Below are 18371 nucleotides of genomic sequence, written 5' to 3' on the forward strand. Positions count from 1 at the left end.
CAAGACTCCAAGGAACAAAAAGACCTCATCTATCACGAAGCCACGACTCCTGCGTTGCCTTCTTGCATGCTTTCTGGAGAACGCATAGATCCTTCTTGGCAGGGTACGGGCAGAGCGCCGCGCAGGCGGGCGGCGCTAGGCTAGAAATCACCTAACGCACAATCTCACTCCCTAGCAGGCCCAGCTGCACCCGGTAGGGCGGCTGGTTCTCGGGGTGCAGCTCGAAGCGGGCGCGCTCGAACCACTGCACGGTGCGGCGCTGGCCGTCGGCCATGGACTCCTCGTGGGCCGGGCCGAGCGGCAGGCCGAACAGGGCCAGGCTCTCGGCCTCGCTGGGGCCTGCCTGCCCATCCAGCTCTAGCCCGCTGGCGCGCCAGGCCGCCAGGATCTCGCCGCAGACGTTCTGGCCGGTCTCGCGGAAGAAGCGGCAGCCGCTGGCCGCGCTGGTGCTGGGGAACTCGGACTGCCAGTCGCGGCCCAGCTGGGCCAGGCGGTCGGCCCCCAGCCTGCCCAGCAGCACATCGTAGGGGCGGGCGTTCTCGGGGTGCAGCTCCAGGCGGTTGCGCTCGAAGCGCTGCACCTGAAGCGTGGCCCCCTCCACCACCTCGGCCTGCTGCGGGCCGATGGGCAGGCCAAACACCGGCAGGCCGCCGTTCTGCTCCCAGAACTCGCGGATGCGCCCGCCAATGCAGAAGCCGGTCTCATCAAAGCAGCGCTGCTGCGGATCGGCCTGGGGCGCGGCGGTGGGCTGGGGCGCGGCGGGCTGGGCCGGGCTGCCGCCGCCCTGGTGAGCCAGCAGGATGGGCGACGGCCCCAGGCTGAGCGTGAACTGGCCGCCGCTGGCGCTGATGCTGCGCTGCGTGCCATCCGGCGCGGTGATCGTGCCGCTGGCCGAGCTGGTGGGCAGCGAGATCTGGGCCTCGCCTGGTGCCCAGAGCACATCTACCACCCCGCCGCCCACACCGAAGCGCGCGCCGTAGGCGTCGGCCCCGCTCACCGCCGTCAGATCATCCAGGTAGATCGCGCCGCTGCCCGAGGACTTGTCCGGCTCATCATCCAGCACGATCGCGGTGAGCGTGGCGGGCAGATCCAGCCGCAGGTTACCGCCGCCGCTGATCCGGTTGTAGCGCTCCACCGCGCCGCCGACGCTGGCCGAGAGGAACTGCCAGCCCACGCCCACGAAGCCCAGCCGGTACTGCAGCACCTCGCCCTGGGCATCGCGCAGCCACACCTTCAGGGCGTGGCCGCTGCCGTCGCCGTACACCCAAAAACCCACCTGGCTGGGCGAGCCGATGTCGATCGGGTCGGCGGCGGTGAACACTACGTAGTCGTTGCCCGCGCTGGGGAAGCTGTAGCGCAGCTCGCCGGATGCGCCGCCGCTGTGGGCCTGGGCCGCGCTGGCCGCGAAGGTGCCGTTCGGCTGGTTGCCGCGCTTCCAGGTGCCGAAGCGCTCGGCATCCCACACCACGCGGCGCTGGCCGAAGTCGAGCATGCCCTGGGGCGCGGCGCTGCCAAGCTGGCTGGCCATGGTGCGCAGCGCGCTGAAGGCGGGCTTGGGGTCGGCGTAGCTGGTGGTGCTGCCCGCGTAGCGCAGCAGGCCCAGCCCCTCGGATGCGCTCAGATCCTTCAGCGTGTACCAGAACAGCTTCTCCACCCCGGCCTCGCGCAGCAGGGCCATGGCCCGCACCAGGTAGCTGGCCTGGGTCTGCTCATCCACGCGGTTGCCCTTGCGGTCGCCCGCGCCGGTGGACCAGCCAAACTCGGTGGCCCAGATCGGCTTCGCGCCCAGCTTGTCGGCCAGCACCTTCACCTGGCCCACCCCGGCGGCGGCGATCTGGCCATCCTCGGGGCTGCGCGGGTCCACATAGGGGTGGATGGCCAGGATGTCGAACGCGCCCCACGCGCCGTTGTCCGCGATCGCCTTGAGAAAGCTGGTGGCCGGCTCGGGCGAGACGATGCCCGCCGAGAGCACCAGCGCGCTGGGGTCGGCCTGCTTCACGGCGGCGTACCCCGCCTTCAGCAGCGCGGCGTAGGCCGCTGGGTCGGGCGCGGGCGACCAGTAGGCGGCGTTGTCCGGCTCGTTCCAGATCTGCCAGTGGTGCACGCGATCCTTGTAGCGCGCCACCACCGCGCCCACGAACTCGGCGTAGGCTGCCGGGGTGGGCGGCGCGAACCCGCCGCGCCCGCTGGCCGATGCCCACGCGGGCGTGGGGCCGTTCAGCAGGCCCACGATCTGCACGCCGCGCTGGCTCAGATGGTTCACCCCAGCGTCGAAGAACGACCAGTCGTACGCGCCCTTGCGCGGCGCGATCCGGCTAAACTGAAAATCCTCGCGCGCCCAGCCGACCTGGAGCTGGGCCACCGCATCGGCGGCCTTGCCCATGCCCGATACGCCAGGGTAGCGGCTGGAGATATGGCTGTTGATGCCAAACGCCGAACTGGCGGGCGCGGCGGCGGGCGCGGCCTGCGCCCCCGCCAGCGGCAGCAGCGCCAGCAGCAGTAGCATAACGATAGGCAGCTTTTGTGTCACTCTGTCTCCCCTATGATATAGACCAAGCACGCCGCTATTGTACATGTGAATCGCTGGAACCTCGCGCACCACAGCGCGTATATATCTCCAGAGCGCCCGACACGGCGCATCTCTAGCGGCGAGAGACACCGGCCAGTTTGGCGCGGCGCGCAGCAGGTATCAAGAAAGGATACCACCATGGGGGCAATGCTCCTCCTCAACATGATCGGCATCTTCATCATCGTTATCGCGGTGCTCTGGATCTTCTTCCAGTTCGTCCGCTTCATCCCGAACAACCGCATCGGCATCGTCGAGAAGCGCTTCGGCGGCAAGTCGGTCAAGAGCGGCCTGATCGCGCTGAACCACGAGGCGGGCTTCCAGCCCAACGTGCTGCGCGGCGGCATCCACTTCTTCACGCCGTTCCAGTACAACCTGCACATCGTGCCGCTGGTCACCATCCCGCAGGGCAAGATCGGCTACGTGTTCGCCCGCGACGGCCAAGCCCTGGCCCCGGCGCAGACCCTGGCCTCGAACGTGGCGGCCAACGACTTCCAGGATGTGGCCAGCTTCCTGCGCAGCGGCGGCCAGCGCGGCCCGCAGCGCCAGATCCTGCGCGAGGGCACCTACGCCATCAACCTCGCCCAGTTCATGGTGATCACCGAGGAGCGTGTCTACTACCTGCCGCTCAGCCGCGACGAGGACGCCATGATCAAGCGCATGGCCGAGGTGATCAGCGACCGCGACGGCTTCGAGCCGGTGGTGATCAAGGATACCGACGACGCGGTGGGCATCGTGACGGTGCACGACGGCCCCTCGCTGGGCGAGGGCGAGATCATCGCCCCGCTGGTGGGCAACGAGCCAAGTACACCCGAGACCTACCACAACAGCTTCCAGGACCCCGAGAAGTTCCTGGCGGCGGGCGGCCAGCGCGGTCGCCAGTACCAGGTGCTGGTCGAGGGCACCTACTACATCAACCGCCTGTTCGCCACCGTCGAGCTGATCGACAAGACCGTGATCGAGGTGGGCTACGCCGGTGTGGTCATCTCCTACGCAGGCGAGATAGGGGCCGACCTCTCGGGCGAGGACTACACCCACGGCGAGCTGGTGAGCCGTGGCAGCCGTGGCGTGTGGAGCACCCCGCTGATGCCCGGCAAGTACGCCTTCAACACCTACGCCGGCCAGGTGGTGCCGGTGCCCACCACCAATATCATCCTGAAGTGGAGCCGCAGCGAGATCGGCGCGCACAAGCTAGATGAGAACCTGTCGGAGATCTCGCTGATCACCAAGGACGCCTTCGAGCCGTCGCTGCCGCTCTCGGTGGTGGTGCACATCGACTACCGCAAGGCCCCGCTGGTCATCCAGCGCTTCGGCGATGTGAAGCGGCTGGTCGAGCAGACACTCGACCCCATGGTGGCGGCCTACTTCAAGAATATCGGCCAGACCCGCACGCTCATCCAGCTGCTCCAGGAGCGCAGCGTCATCCAGTCGCTGGCCAGCGAGCAGATGCGCGAGAAGTTCGTCAACTACAACCTGGAGCTGGAGGAGGTGCTGATCGGCACGCCGTCATCCGGCAAGGGCGACACCAAGATCGAGGACATCCTGACCCAGCTGCGCGCCCGCCAGATCGCCGAGGAGCAGATCGAGACCTACGCGCGGCAGGAGAAGGCGGCGGTGAAGGAGCGCGAGCTGCGCGAGGCCGAGGCCCGCGCCAAGCAGCAGGCCGTGCTCACCCAGTCCGAGCTGTCGATCACCGTGCAGTCGAACGAGGGCAAGGCCGAGTACCAGCGCGCCCTGCAGCAGGCCGCCCAGATCCGCGCCCTGGCCGAGGCCGAGGCCGAGAAGACCGCCCGCATCGGCGTGGCCGAGGCGATCGCCATCGAGGAGAAGGTGCGCGCCTACGGCGGCCCGCAGTTCCAGGTGACGCAGCAGGTGATGACCCGCTTCGCGGATGCGATCGAGGCCGCCAAGGTCAACATCGTGCCACAGGTGGTGGTGGGCGGCGGCAGCGAGGGCGGCAGCAGCAGCCAGAACCTGATGGAGGGCCTGCTGGCCACGCTGCTGTCGGAGAAGCTGGGAGTGCCGATCAATGCGGTAGCCGATGCCAAGCCCGAGGTGTCGGCCATGCGCGAGCAGATCCTGCGCCAGCTCTCGTCGGAGCTGCCCAAGGCGGGCCAGCCGCCGGTGGCCCCGCCGCAGCCCAACGGCAGCAAGTAGCCCCGACGCGGCATCGCCGCACAAACACGACAAAGGCCCCAGGCAGTGCGCCTGGGGCCTTTGTCGTGTTTTGGATGTGTTACATAGCTGTTACATGACCTTGATGTCGCTGTGAGGATGCCATGGTATACAGGCATGTATCACCACACAAGACGATCAGGAGGAGATTATGGCACCTGTTCAAGCTAGCCGAACGCCCGCGTTCATAGAAATAGCCTCAGGAAACCCCCGCTCTTTAGGCGGGGGAGGAATGAGGCTTTACCCACATTCCTCGCTTGTACAAGGTTCCAGCGTCGCCGCATTCAGCGGCGCGGGCATCCGACGTTCACTAAAGTTTCTGGCACTCTAGGATGTACCGCTTAATCACCGATGCACTCACGTGCCCTGCGGTGCCGACGTCATAAGAAGGTGCCCACAACGTGCCAACTTTCCAGATATGGCGGTCAATCTCTGTAGGGAACTCTTGCCGCAAAACACGCGACGTTGTTCCCTTAAAGAGTTGGGCCAGTTGCGCAGGACTGAACTTTGGCGGCGCGGAAACGAATAGGTGAATGTGATCCGGCATGACTTCCTGTGCGACCACTTCAATCCCCCATCGCTCCGCAATCTCACCGAGAAGCCCTTGCAATCGTTCCTGAATCTTGCCAACAAGCACCGGACAGCGGTACTTCGGGCACCACACCAGGTGGTAGTTGATGTGGTACCGTGCTCCCGGCGTTGATTTGACATGCGTAACTTCCATCACGCTGCAACCCGAACGGCTGGCAAGCCAGCGAGTACCCGCGCTCGTGCGTGGGCGATGCGGGGAGCAAGACTGGCGAGGCTTGGCGCTTGGGTGAGTGCTTCCAGATCCTCGTCACCTTCGATGTACGCTCGAACGAACGCAACGCCGATATGACCCGCAAACCGTCCTACCTCAGTCAAGTCAACCTCAACATCGCTAGCTTTGAACGTTACACCATCAATTTCGTGATCAGGGCCTGTCCACCGCTCTACCTCTACAGGTTGCGATGTATCGCGACCAATCAAGCGGCGAATGTCAGGATGTTCAAGCAGGTAAGACAGGGCGCGCAACTCGGCAATACCGGAAGCCTTGAAATCAGCCGTTCGGTCAAGTGCATCAAGATAGCCAACCCAGCCATCTTCCGAGTCGTCAAACAGGGCCAGCTTGACCTTGCCACACACATAAGCGGTGCATTCCCGTTCGTCGTTGTGTTCGGTGGTAACTACATCCTCAGGAATGGTAGCGGGGGCTTCCTGATTGACTGCCGCCTCGCTGTGTGCGTTCTCAAGCAATTTGTACTACTCGGCGTTGCAGAGCGTTTCACCTTCGCCGTAAGGAGAGCGGCTGCCAAGATAGTTCTCGGTGCCATTGGCAAAGATGAGATAGCAGTTGTCGTCGCGGGTGATTCGGTCGTAGCGGATTGACTTTGTGGTAGAATCGGCTTGCATTGGAACTCGTCCTTCCAGTGTAGTGGCCTCGTGGGTGGTACGAACACCTGCGGGGCCGCGCTTCGTTTCTGTGCCTGTATTATAGCACAGTGTACCTACATTATATATACATGTATTGCAATATAGGTACATATGTGATATACTGCGTACAGTTACGATATACTCTTGCACAGGGGAAGGAGCAAACAGCATGCAAGGGTTTCCTATGCCTATTCGAAGTCGCGTAAAGGTACTTCTAGCGGAACGCAACTTAGATCGAACACGTTCAGGCGAGGAGTTGATTAGCGTCCGTCGGTTGTCTCGTGAGACAGGGATTACCCACTCGGCGCTCGTGAAGCTCGTAAACAACCAAAGCGAACGTGTAGACTTTGAGACGCTTGATAAACTCATGCGTTTTTTCGAGACGACGGACATTCGCGATATTCTGGAGTACACCCCCGCCGAATGAAGCTCACCGCTCAAATCCAGCTTCGCCCCACACCCGCGCAAGCCGATGCCCTCAGGCGCACGCTTGAAACGGCAAACGCCGCGTGCAACGCAATGAGCGCAACGGCGTGGGAAACGGGTACGTTCGGGCAATTCGCTTTGCACAAGCTGTGCTATGCCGATACACGGGCCGCATTCGGTCTGTCGGCGCAAGTGACGGTGCGCTGCATTGCGAAAGTTGCCGATGCCTACAAGCTGGATAAGAAGGCGCAGCGCACGTTTGCACTGCTTGGTGCCGTGGCCTATGACGCGCGCATCCTGTCGTTTAATCTCGCCGGTTCCTCGGTCTCCATCTGGACAATGGATGGGCGTCAGGCTATCCCCTTCGTGTGTGGCGAACGCCAGCGGGCGATGCTTGAACACCAGAAGGGTGAAAGCGATCTGGTGTTCAAGCGCGGTAAGTGGTACTTGCTTGTTACCTGCGAGGCAGTGCCAGCGGGAACAGAATGCGCGTCGGGCGTGTTGGGCGTTGCTCTTGGTGTGACGAACATTGCCACCGATAGCGACGGCACCATCTACAGCGGCAAGGCTATCAAGAACGTGCGTTATCGCCATCGGCGGTTGCGTGGCAAACTCCAAAAGAAGGGCACCAAAAGCGCACGGCGACGGCTTCAAGCCCTGTCGGGTAAGGAATATCGGTTCGCACGGCACGTAAACCATGTCCTCAGTAAGCAGCTTGTGGCGACGGCCAAACGCACGAAGCGGGCGATTGCGTTGGAAGATTTGACGCATATTCGCACGCGGGTTAGGGCTAGACGGTCGCAGCACGCCACGCTGCACAGTTGGGCATTCGCACAACTGCGGGCGTTTGTCACCTATAAGGCGCAATTGGCGGGTGTGACCGTCCATTTTGTCGACCCTCGGAATACATCGCGGGAATGCCCGAACGGTGGACATACCGCGAAAGAGAACCGGAAAACACAAGCCTCGTTTGTTTGCACATCGTGCGGGTTCGCTGGCCTCGCAGATGTGATCGCGGCAGGAAACATTTCCCGCCGGGCGGCTGTAAACCCGCCACACGGCTCGCGAGACGGTACTCCTACCGGGCTGGCAGGGCCAAAGCCTGCGGCTTAAGCCGTGGGTTGTTTACTGCATTCAGTAGCTCGCTGGCTGCCTTTATCTTGGAGTGCGCGATTGTACCAGCCGCCCATCTCCTGCCAGAAAAAGCTGGATTCTATGCCTTTTCATGGAGCATCGCGCTAACGTTGATCCTCGCATCTGTGGGGGTTTTCCTTGGAGATGTGAGCTATAGACAGTCGCAGAACAGATATTCACTGCTTGGGATGATTGGGGGTATGCTTGTGTTGATTCTGTTTCTTATCGGTATGTTCGCACTGATGCAGCCGCAAGCAGTTTCGCTGGATTGTGTGAGGGCCAGCCCGCTCAACAGATGTCACTTTTGAGCCTTTTGTGCGCCATCCCCGAGCACGGTACTTCTTGATGGGTGGGTGGGTGCCCTGCGCGGGCGGCGCCTAGGGGCTAGCCCCTAGGAACCCCACGAGGGGGCGTTGCCCCCTTCGATCTCCCAATTTTGGGCGTTCCCGTGCGGTCCGCAAGCGGCTGGTGTTCGTGCATATGGCCAGTTTGCCGTCGCGGCACCTTCGCCGCATGGGAAGGGTGAGATGCCGCGCCTCGATTATTGCCCATGCGGTTGAGATTGAGCTTTCGCACCCGCAATGCGGTGGGCAGGGTTTGGCACGATAGCTTGTGATATCTACTCTACCAGCCCAGATATATACTTTCCCTGTAGTGACACAAAACGACCGCTATCTAATAGCGCGCCACCACATCCACCACCACCTGCGCCGCCAGCGCATCGATCACAGCCGAGGCGCTCAGGCCCGCGCCCAGCTTGCTGATCGCATCCACCGAGAACGCCGTGGACAGCCGCGCCACCTCGGGTAGGGGCAGCCCGCGCAGGTGGCCCGCCACGATCCCCGCCACCATCGCGTCGCCAGCGCCCACCGTGCTCACCACCGCCACCTCGGGCGGCGCGGCGCGCACCGCCTCGTGCGCGGTGACGAACAGCGCACCATCCGGCCCCAGCGAGACCACCACCAGATCATCCTCGCCCACGATCAGCTCGTGCGCGGCGGCCAGGATGGCCTCCTCGGTGGCCAGCATCCTGCCGAGCAGCTCCTCCAGCTCCTGGATGTTGGGCTTGATCACCGAGGGCCGGGCCGCCAGCGCGTGGCGCAGCGGCGGGCCGCTGGTGTCCAACACCACGCGGCAGCCGCGCGACTTCAGCACGCGGATGAGGTCGCGGTAGATGCCCGCATCCACCCCCGGCGGCAGGCTGCCCGAGAGCACCGCCCAGGGCGCGTGGATCTGGCCCAGCGCGGCCAGCAGCGCCTCGGCGTCGGCGGGGCTGGGCGCGGCACCGGGGAAGTTGATGTCGGTGGTGGCGCTCATGGCCGGGTCGATGATCTTGATGCCCACGCGGGTCTGGCCATCGATGCGCACAAAGGCATCGTGGATGCGCTTCTGGGCAAACATCTGCTCGAAGGATGCCGCGTTCTCGCGGCCCAGAAAGCCGGTGACGGAGACCGTATGGCCGGCATCCGCCAGCGCGGCGGCCACATTCACGCCCTTGCCGCCGGGGTGGTCGTGCACCGACTCGGCGCGGTTGACGCGGCCAGCGGTGAAGCTGTGGATCTCCACCGTGCGGTCGATCGCGGGGTTCAGCGTGACGGTGACAACATCGCACGCATGCGGCAAAACGGGATCACTCATAGGGTCGCTCTCCCTCTCTCAAAACGGGCGCTTGGGGCCAGGCCCAAGCGCCCGCGCTCGGATGGCTAGACCGCCAGCGGAATCTGGCGCACCTGCTCGGCGGTGGCGCAGGCCAGCGCGCGCTGGGCCACGGCCTGGGCCTGCGCCATGGAGATGCCGCGCAGCCGCGCCTTCACCGTGGGGATGCTGGGGATGCTCATGCTCAGCTCGGCCACGCCCAGCCCGGCCAGGATGACCGCGCCGCGCGGCTCGCCCGCGATGCCGCCGCACACGCCCACCGGCCTGCCCGCCGCGCTGGCGGCCCGCACCACCTGGGCGATCATGCGCAGCACGGCGGGGTGGAGCGCATCCACCTGCTTGGCGAGGGTCGGGTGCAGGCGATCCATGGCCATGGCGTACTGGGTCAGGTCGTTGGTGCCCACCGAGAAGAAGTCAGCCTCGCGGGCGAACTCCTCGGCCATCATCACCACCGAGGGCACCTCCACCATAATGCCGATCTCCACCGGCGGCGCGCCCACATCCAGCCGCACCTGCTCGGCTATGGCCTTGGCGGCGCGCAGCTCGTCGAGCGTGGCCACCATGGGGAACATGATCTTGACCGGCCCCTCCAGCGCGGCGCGGTAGATAGCGCGCAGCTGGGTGCGGAAGATGTCGGGGCGCTGGAGGCACAGCCGCAGGCCGCGCACGCCCAAGAAGGGGTTCTGCTCGGCGGGCAGGTCGAAGTAGGCCACGGCCTTGTCGCCGCCGATGTCGAGCGTGCGGATGATCAGCGGCAGCCCGTTCAGCGCCGCGACCATGGCCGCGTAGGCCTGGTACTGCTCGTCCTCGCTGGGCGGCGCGGCGCGCTCCAGGAACAGGAACTCGGTGCGCATCAGGCCGATGCCCTCGGCCCCCGCCTGCACCGCCACCTCGGCGTCGGATGGGCGCTGGATATTGGCGGCCACCTCCACGCGCTCGCCATCCAGCGTGAGCGCGGGCTGGTAGCGGGTCGCGTGCTCGGCGTCGCGCAGGCGCGAAAGCTCGGCCTGGGCCTGCCGGGCCGACTCGACATCGGCGGGTGTGGGGTCGAGGTAGATCGCGCCCTGTCCACCATCCAGGATGGCCTGGGCGTCGGCGGGCAGATCCAGCAGGGCCTTGCCCGCGCCCACCACCGCCGGGATGCCCAGCGAGCGGGCGATGATCGCGGTGTGCGCGGTGGGGCCGCCCAGCGCGGTGCACAGGCCCAGGATGAGCCGGGGATCGAGCCGCGCGGTGTCGGATGGCAGCAGATCCTCGGCCACCAGGATGACGGGCGACTCGGGCAGCTGCGGCCCGGCCTGGGCGGCGGGCACCAGCAGGCGCAGCACGCGCTGGCCCACGTCGCTCAGGTCGGCGGCGCGGGCCGCTAGGCGCTCGTCGGCCAGCTGCTGCATGGCGGCCACACGCTCCTCGATCGCGCGCTGCCACGACCACGCGGCGCTGTGGCCGTCGTCGATGAGCGAGCCGACCTGGCCCGCCAGCTCGGGGTCGGCCAGCAGCGCCTGGTGGGCCAAAAAGATCGCGGCGTCGCCATCGCCAGCGCGGGCGCGCACATCCTGGTGGAGCTGGCCGAGCTGGGCGTGCGCCGCCGCCAGCGCCTGGCGCAGCGCGTCGTGCTCCTGCTCGGGCGCGGCGGGGGCATCGCGCACCACCACGCGCTGGGCGCGGTAGTGGTACAGCGGCCCCACAGCCAGCCCAGGCGACGCGGCCACGCCCTGCAGCGGGCGCAGCGCCGAGGCGGGCTGCCAGCGGAACTGCTCGGCGGCATCGGGCGCGGGCGCTGCGCTGCCGGGTGCCTCGCCCAGGCCGGACTCCACCGCAGCCTGAAGGGCGGCGACGGCATCGTGGGCATCGGGGCCAGTGGCCGAGATAGTGAAAAGGGCATCGTAGGGGATACCAAGGCGCAGGAGCGAGGCGAGCGACTTTCCATTTGCGGTGTGGGCACCGTAGGCCAGCTGGATATCGGCGGCGAAGCCGCTGGCCAGCTGAACAAACAGGGCGGCGGGCCGGGCGTGCAGGCCGTGGGCGCTGCCCATACGCACCTGCGCCGTCGCATCGCCCGCCCCCGCGCTGGCGGGCGATGCAGCGCCCGCGCGGCGGCGGCCCAGGTGCTGGATGACCACGGCGGGGTCATCGGTGCTGGCCAGCAGCGCGGCAACATCGGCGTCGGCGATCACATCCACCAGGTTGGCCAGCAGGCCCAGGTGCTCGTCGGATCGGGCCGCGATGCCCACCAGCAGCCGCACCTGCTCGCCATTCTTCCAGGCCACCCCGCCCGGCACCTGCAGCACCGCGATGCCGGTGCGGCGGATGAGGTCGCGGTGCTCGTTCAGGCCGTGGGGGATGGCGATGCCGTTGCCCAGGTAGGTGTTGGCCTGCTGCTCGCGGCCAAGCATGCTCTCGATATAGGCTGGCTCGATAAAGCCAGCGTCGGCCAGCAGCTGGCCCACCTGCCGGATGGCATCCTCGCTGGATGCGGCGGTGGCGTGCAGGCGGATCGTGGCGCTCGTCAGTTCGAGCATAGGGGGACTCCTTCGTCTAGCGGGCGCGACGGGCGCTCCAAAGCCTAGGGCCGTGGAGCGCCGGGGCGCGCCAAACCGCAGAGAGTAGATAGGGGCCGGGCAGTGCGCTAGCGCCCCGCCCTACGCGGCTTGCCCCACCGCCTGGGTGCCAGCAGCCGTCACTGGCCGCTTCAGCACAAACAGCATGGCCGTCGAGACCAGCGTGCCCGCCAGGATGGCGACGATATACATGCCCAGATTCGAGACCGCGTTGGGGATGAGCAGCACAAACACCCCGCCGTGCGGCACCTGCAGCGCGCAGCCCGAGACCATCGAGATCGCGCCAGCCACACCCGAGCCAAGCATCAGCGAGGGGATCACGCGGAACGGGTCTTTCGCGGCGAAGGGGATAGCGCCCTCGGTGATGAACGAGATGCCCAGCACTGCGGCGGCCTTGCCCGCCTCGCGCTCCTCCTCGCTGAAGCGATCCTTGAACAGGATGGATGCCAGCGCCAGCGCCAGCGGCGGGGTCATACCGGCCGCCATCACCGCCGCCATCGGGCTGTAGACCTGCGAGGCCAGCAGGCCAGTGGCGAAGGCGTAGGCGGCCTTGTTCACCGGCCCGCCCATGTCGAAGGCCATCATCGCGCCCAGGATGAGGCCCAGCACCAGCGCGCTGCTCGACTGCATGCCCTTGAGCCACTCGGTGAGCGCGCCCAGGATAGCGCTCACCGGGCCGCCGACCACGTAGATCATCAGCAGGCCCACGATCGCCGCGCCCAGCAGCGGCAGGATGAGCACCGGCTTCAGGCCCGCCAGCACGCTGGGCAGCTTCAGCACCTTGTTCAGCCACTGCACGCTGTAGCCCGCGATAAAGCCCGCGATGATGCCGCCCAGAAAGCCCGAGCCGCCCGCCGCCGCCAGCATGCCACCGATCATGCCGGGGGCCAGGCCCGGCCTATCGGCGATCGAGTAGGCGATAAAGCCCGCCAGGATGGGCACCATCAGCGCGAAGGCCGAGGGGCTGCCGATCTGGAACAGCGCCCAGCCGAGCGTGTTCTTATACTCATCGTTAAACACGTAGATGCCGCCGAAGGCGAAGGCCAGCGCGATCATCAGGCCGCCCGCCACCACGAAGGGCAGCATGTAGGAGACGCCGGTCATCAGGTGCTTGTAGGGGCCGGTGGAAGCGGCGCTACGCTCGGCCTTGGCGGCGGCCACCTGCTGCACCAGGTCGGGCGAGGCGGCGCGCGTGGTGGCCTGCTCGAAGGCGCTACGGATCACCTGCGCGCCATCGTGGATGGCGGCCTTGGTCGAGGTCTCGTAGACGGGCTTGCCGCCGAAGCGGCTCAGGTCGATCTTGGTGTCGGCGGCGATCACCACCGCATCGGCGGCGGCGATGTCGGCGGCGGTCAGCGTGTTCTGCGCGCCCACCGAGCCTTGGGTCTCGACCTTGATCTCCAGCCCGAGGCTGCGCGCGCCCTTCTGCAGGCCCTCGGCGGCCATGAAGGTGTGGGCGATACCGGTGGGGCAAGACGTGATCGCGACCACGCGCTTGGGGGCGGGCGCGGAGGGGGCAGCCGCAGGCGCAGAGGGGGCGGGCGCAGGTGCGGCGTGGCCAGGCCCTGGCACCAGCGAGAGCGCGGCCAGCAGCACGGCCTTGGTCTTGGTGATGGCCTCGCTGGTGCGCGTGCCATACACCGGCTTGCCGACAAAGCGGCTGGTATCTATGGTGTCGTCGGTGGCGAGCACCACCACATCGGCGGCGGCGATCTGGCTGGGCGAGAGCGTGCCCGATGCGCCGTCGGCATCCTGCACCTCCACCGCCAGCTCGTGACCAAGCGCAGCCGCGGTACGTCGTAGGGCTTCGGCTGCCATGGCCGTGTGGGCCATGCCACTGCGGCTGGCAGCAATCGCAACAATGCGGCTCATAACCCATCCTCCTTTGGAGATCTGCGATCAGGGTTTCTTTTACTTTCGTATACTATCACTTGTTTTTATTTTGTCAATAAAACCTTTCGCTGGCTTTCTGAGCTATGAAGACAGCGCTATGAATACAGCCTATCCTAATCACCTAAAGTCGTCTATTTTCTTCGAGCGAGGCAAACTGAGGCACAGACAAACAGTTCCCTCCACTTTCCTTGACTTTCGAAAAAGGAGATCGTACAATGTGCGGACAATGCAACCCGACAGAAAGCAACCTATGGCGCAGGGAAGTGCAATCGAGGATGTCCTAGGGGACACGCCCACACCGTTGATGCTCGACCGCAGGGCGCGGATCGCCGATCTGGTGCGCCAGCGCGGCTCCATGCGCGTGCAGGAGCTGGCCGATCTGTTCCAGGTCTCCACCGTCACCATCCGCACCGACCTGGTGCAGCTGGAGAAAGATGGCCAGCTCATCCGCGACCGCGGCGGCGCGGTGGCCCACGTGCAGCGCAGCGCCCTGGTGGCCTTCGACCTGCGCACCAGCATCAACCCCGACGCCAAGCGCCAGATCGGCCAGGCCGCCGCCCAGCTGGTGTGCCCCGGCGACACGATCATGATGGACGCTGGCACCACCGTGGTGGAGATGGCCAAGCACCTGCAGCCCGCCGCGCCGCTGACCGTGGTGACTAACGCGCTCAACGTGGCGCTGGAGCTGCGCGCCCTGCGCGATGTGCGCAGCCTGATCCTGGGCGGCACCGTCAACTACGAGACGTTTGGCACCCAGGGGCCGCTGGCCGAGCAGGATCTGGGCAATCTGGTGGTGCAGAAGCTCTTCCTCGCCGCCGAGACGGTGGATCTGGAGGCGGGCATCACCGACTCGACGGTGGAGATCGCCCAGGTCAAGCGGGCCATGATCCGCGCATCCAAGCAGATCATCCTGCTGGCCGACTCGACAAAATGGGGGCGGGTGGGCTTTATCAAGGTGCTGCCGCTGCACGCCATCCACACGGTCGTCACCGACAGCGGGCTGGACGCCGACATGCGCCGCACGCTAGAGCGCATGGGCGTGGCGGTGGTGATCGCCTAGCGCCGCACGCATCACCCGATGGCATAGCAAAGCGCCAGGGCTCTATGCCCTGGCGCTTGTCGTTTGGCGAAAGAATGTGGCTAGCGCGGCTGCTGCGCGGCTGGCTCGCCATCCTCGGGCACCCACACCACCGCATCGGCCCACACGCTGGAGCCGCCAAGCTCGGCCTGGTTGTCCAGCAGCACGCTGGCCTGCTGGCCCACCGTGTAGCTATAGGTGCCCAGGTAGGCCCACTCGTTGGCATCCACCGACTGGCTGACCGTCACCACCCGCTCGCCGTCGTCACTGGTCACGCGGTAGCGCACCTCGCGCGCGTCGTTCAGGCCGCTCAGCGCATAGGGGATGTAGGCCATCACCTGATAGCGACCGCTGCGCGGGATCACGGTGGTCCAGCGCGCCGTGGCCGGGGTTGGGATGGGCGTGGGCGTCACGGGCGTGGGCGAGACCGACGGCGTGGGCGTGGCGGTGCGCGGCGGCTCGGTGGGCAGCACCGTGCCGGGCGCGAGCGTGGGCGTGGGCGTGGGCGGGCGCTGGATGGAGGCGATCGCCAGCGCGTCGCCGCCGTAGCCGGGAACCACAGTCTTCCAGCCCTCGCCGGTGCGCGTGAAGCCCTGCGCGTCGGTGTCCACCAGCAGCACGTGGCTGGGCGGCGCGGCGCAGGGCGAGAGCTTATCGGCCCACAGCCAGGCGCTGGCGCTGCCCGAGGGGTTGCTGGCCCACGGGTCGGTGCCCTTGCCGCACCAGCCGTAGGGGTCGATGTCGCGGCCCAGGTACTGCACGCCAAAGTGCAGGTGCGGCCCCTTGGCGCAGCCGCTCTCGCCCACCACGCCCAGGGTCTCGCCCGCCTTCACCTGCTCGCCGATCTCGGCGTAGACCAGCGCCAGGTGCCAGTACATGGTGCGGTAGCCGTTGCCGTGGTCGATGATCACCGCCCGCGTGGCGCAGTTGTCGTCGGCGTTGCCCGCAAACGTCACCTCGCCATCGGCGGCGGCCAGCACCAGGTCGGGCGGCGCGGCGGCGTAGTCCCAGCCGTCGTGGCCGTCGTAGGCGAAGGCCGGGTCGGTCTCGTCGTTGCCCCAGTAGGTAGTGATCGGCGCGCCGGGCACGCGGGTGAGGAAGGGCGCGTCGTGGTCGAAGAACGAGCTGATCGGCTCCGGCCCCTCCAGCGGCCAGCGCAGGAAGGGCATCGCGGGCGCGGGCATGCCCGCCAGCGGCAGGCAGGGGTCGCCGAACATGCGCGTGTAGGTCTCGCGGTAGCGCTGCATCAGCCCCGGCAGGCCCTCCTGAGTGGTGGTGGGCGCAAGCACGGCGGCGATCACATACGCGCCGTAGCTCAGGCCCGCGTCGGGCGGGGCGGTGGATTTGTCGATGAAGGTGAAGGGCGCGCCGCTGGGGAAATCGCGCTTGGCGTAGAGGATGCGGCGCACCGCCCAGCGCACCTGCGACTGCACCCCACGGTAGCGGCCCTCATCGCCCTGGTAGCCCGCCGCCCAGCCCAGCGCGTCGGGGCTGGGGTCGGGGTTCGACACCAGGCCGCCCTGCAGCTCCAGCAGGGCCAGGATCACCTTGGGGTTGACGCTGTAGTAGCTGGTCTGGCTGTAGAGCGACTCGGCGAAGCTGTGCCGCCGATCGCCGACCGAGAAGGCCATCGTCTTTAGCCTGCCCGGCTGCGTATCGAGCCAGGCCTGGATCTGCGGCACATTGAAGCCCGGCTCGTAGGTGAGCCGCTGGCCGTCGAAGTAGGGCGCGGGCACGGGCGTCGGCGCCTCGGTGGGGATGGCGGGCGTGCGCGTGGGCGTGGGGCTGGGGGCCAGCGCCAGCGCCGAGGCGGTGGGCGTGGCCTGCGCGACCTCGGTGCCGTGGCGCTGCCAGATGATGAAGCCTATCACCCCGCTCAAGATCGCAGCAAGACCAAAGATGCTGGCAATGATCAGCCACCAGCCGCTAGCCTGCCGTGGGCGTGTGTGTCGTGTTCTTTGCATAGCGGGCGGAGTGTACCACAACTTCTGCCCGCTGTGGGCGGGCGGCGCGTCACGCCCGGGCCGATGCGCTGTGTATGATGCCCTGTTGCATCTTGGACAAATCGGTTTTTTCTTCGTGCCTTCGAGTCTTCGTGGTAAATAGGGTCGTATATTCCTTGGTGTCTTGGAGCCTTGGTGGTAAAACGTTCTGCCGAACGAGAACGCATAGACCCTGTCACGCCGACTCGCGCACCACCACCGACGGCAGCAGGTAGCGCACCGAGGTGTCGATCTCGTGGCCCTCGATCAGGCGCAGGAAGGCGGTGGCGGCCACATCGATGGCGTGCTCGACCCCCAGCCGCACCGAGGTGAGGCGCGGGCGCAGCAGGTCGCAGTACGAGAGGTCATCCACCCCGATCACCGCCACGTCGCCGGGGATGGCCATGCCCGCATCCTGGATGGCGCGCATCAGCAGCATGGCGAAGTCGTCGTTGTAGGTGAGCACGGCGTCGGGGCGTGGGCCTGCCCGCCATGTGGCCACCACACGCGTGGCCTGCTGGGCGTCGTAGGCCATATCGATCCGCTGCACCGCCAGCCCGTGCTGCTCGGCCACCTTGGCCATGCCGGTGTAGCGCTCGATGCCCAGACCATGGATGCCCGCCTCGCGCGGGACCACCGCCGCCAGCCGCCGGTGGCCGCGCCCGATCAGGTGCTCGGCGGCGCACGCGCCCACATCCTTATGGTTCACCACCAGCGTGGGGGCCAGGCGCGAGGGCTTCTCGCTGCTCAGCAGGATGGCCTTGGTGCCCGCGATCCGCAGGATCTCGATCGCGCGGCGGTTGAGGCGCTGGGCCTCGACATACAGTCCCACAGGCCGCAGCGAGGCCCAGGTGCGCGCCGCCTCGACGCCCTGCGCCAGCGGGTCGAGGTGCGAGATCACGGTGTAGCCCTTCTCGCCGATGCGCGCGGCCAGCCCCTCTTGAAACTGCACCGGCATGGGGCTGCTGGGCAGCTCGTAGCGCGGCAGCAGCACGATCTGGCTGCTGCCAGCCCGCAGCGAGCGGGCCATGGCATGCGGGGTGTAGCCCAGCGCGTCGGCGGCGGCCCGGACCTTGGCCCGCGTCTCCTCGCTGATCCGGCTATCGGCCACGCCGTTTAGCACATACGAGACGGTGGCGCGCGAGACCCCGGCGCTGCGGGCCACGTCGGCGCTGGTGGGCGGGCGGCGCGGCCCAGGCTCGGCGGCGTCCGGCGGGTTGTTGGTGTTGCTCACGCTCTTGCTTTCTTTGCTCATTCAGCGCTCATTATATGCCAAGTTCTCTCGGCTTGACAGCGCTTTCGAATCTGCGTATACTGCTTACACGTGTCACCACACGATTTCCAAACGCCTGCGAGGAACGCACCGCCATACGGCCGGTGGCCTTGCGCTGCCGCAGGCAAGAGCACCGTCGCTACACAACCATACCCAATGAATTGGAGCGTTC

General features: G+C 66.6%; 12 protein-coding genes. 4 read left to right on the forward strand and 8 right to left on the reverse strand.

The window, feature by feature from the left end; translation table 11 throughout:
• Positions 1-151: 151 nt before the first annotated feature.
• The gene (locus F8S13_08055) at positions 152-2506 is read right to left on the reverse strand and encodes a hypothetical protein (protein ID KAB8143845.1); all 2355 of its coding nucleotides are present in this window, start codon (positions 2504-2506) and stop codon (positions 152-154) included.
• A 201-nt stretch (positions 2507-2707) separates the two neighbouring features.
• On the opposite strand from F8S13_08055, the gene F8S13_08060 reads away from it, so the two are divergent.
• Positions 2708-4723, forward strand: coding sequence for a flotillin family protein (locus tag F8S13_08060; protein ID KAB8143846.1), 2016 nt, complete (start codon positions 2708-2710; stop codon positions 4721-4723).
• Positions 4724-5051: 328 nt separating this feature from the next.
• Here F8S13_08060 and tnpA read toward each other — a convergent pair whose 3' ends face one another.
• Together tnpA and F8S13_08070 are read right to left on the reverse strand one after the other, a co-directional pair.
• A complete protein-coding gene (tnpA, locus tag F8S13_08065) occupies positions 5052-5465 on the reverse strand; it encodes an IS200/IS605 family transposase (GenBank protein KAB8143847.1) in 414 nt (137 codons plus the stop codon).
• Entirely contained in the window at positions 5465-6019 is a 555-nt protein-coding gene (locus F8S13_08070; GenBank protein ID KAB8143848.1) for a hypothetical protein, read from the reverse strand. The genes tnpA and F8S13_08070 overlap by 1 nt, the downstream gene beginning before the upstream one ends.
• A gap of 361 nt (positions 6020-6380) precedes the next feature.
• On the opposite strand from F8S13_08070, the gene F8S13_08075 reads away from it, so the two are divergent.
• Positions 6381-6623 (forward strand): helix-turn-helix transcriptional regulator, encoded by a 243-nt coding sequence (locus tag F8S13_08075; GenBank protein ID KAB8144097.1) that lies wholly within the window; start codon positions 6381-6383, stop codon positions 6621-6623.
• The gene (locus tag F8S13_08080; protein ID KAB8143849.1) at positions 6620-7735 is read left to right on the forward strand and encodes an IS200/IS605 family element transposase accessory protein TnpB; all 1116 of its coding nucleotides are present in this window, start codon (positions 6620-6622) and stop codon (positions 7733-7735) included. Before F8S13_08075 ends, F8S13_08080 begins: the two co-directional genes overlap by 4 nt.
• Before the next feature lie 696 nt (positions 7736-8431).
• On the opposite strand, the gene pfkB is transcribed toward F8S13_08080, so the two are convergent.
• The 3 genes from pfkB to F8S13_08095 form a co-directional block, all read right to left on the reverse strand.
• On the reverse strand, positions 8432-9394 hold the full coding sequence (gene pfkB, locus F8S13_08085; GenBank protein KAB8143850.1) for a 1-phosphofructokinase: 963 nt from the start codon (positions 9392-9394) through the stop codon (positions 8432-8434).
• Positions 9395-9459: 65 nt separating this feature from the next.
• Positions 9460-11934 (reverse strand): phosphoenolpyruvate--protein phosphotransferase, encoded by a 2475-nt coding sequence (ptsP, locus tag F8S13_08090; protein KAB8143851.1) that lies wholly within the window; start codon positions 11932-11934, stop codon positions 9460-9462.
• A gap of 120 nt (positions 11935-12054) precedes the next feature.
• Positions 12055-13845: a PTS fructose-like transporter subunit IIB gene (locus tag F8S13_08095; protein KAB8143852.1), complete on the reverse strand. Its 1791-nt coding sequence runs from the start codon at positions 13843-13845 to the stop codon at positions 12055-12057.
• A gap of 271 nt (positions 13846-14116) precedes the next feature.
• Here F8S13_08095 and F8S13_08100 point away from each other — a divergent pair, with 271 nt between their 5' ends.
• On the forward strand, positions 14117-14926 hold the full coding sequence (locus tag F8S13_08100) for a DeoR/GlpR transcriptional regulator (protein KAB8143853.1): 810 nt from the start codon (positions 14117-14119) through the stop codon (positions 14924-14926).
• Positions 14927-15006: 80 nt separating this feature from the next.
• Here F8S13_08100 and F8S13_08105 read toward each other — a convergent pair whose 3' ends face one another.
• Positions 15007-16824, reverse strand: a complete 1818-nt coding sequence (locus F8S13_08105; GenBank protein KAB8143854.1) for a peptidoglycan DD-metalloendopeptidase family protein — start codon at positions 16822-16824, stop codon at positions 15007-15009.
• Positions 16825-17122: 298 nt separating this feature from the next.
• The gene (locus tag F8S13_08110) at positions 17123-18181 is read right to left on the reverse strand and encodes a LacI family transcriptional regulator (protein ID KAB8143855.1); all 1059 of its coding nucleotides are present in this window, start codon (positions 18179-18181) and stop codon (positions 17123-17125) included.
• Between the last annotated feature and the right edge of the window lie 190 nt (positions 18182-18371).

The organism is Chloroflexia bacterium SDU3-3 (assembly GCA_009268125.1).
Taxonomy (GTDB): Bacteria; Chloroflexota; Chloroflexia; order Chloroflexales; family Roseiflexaceae; genus SDU3-3.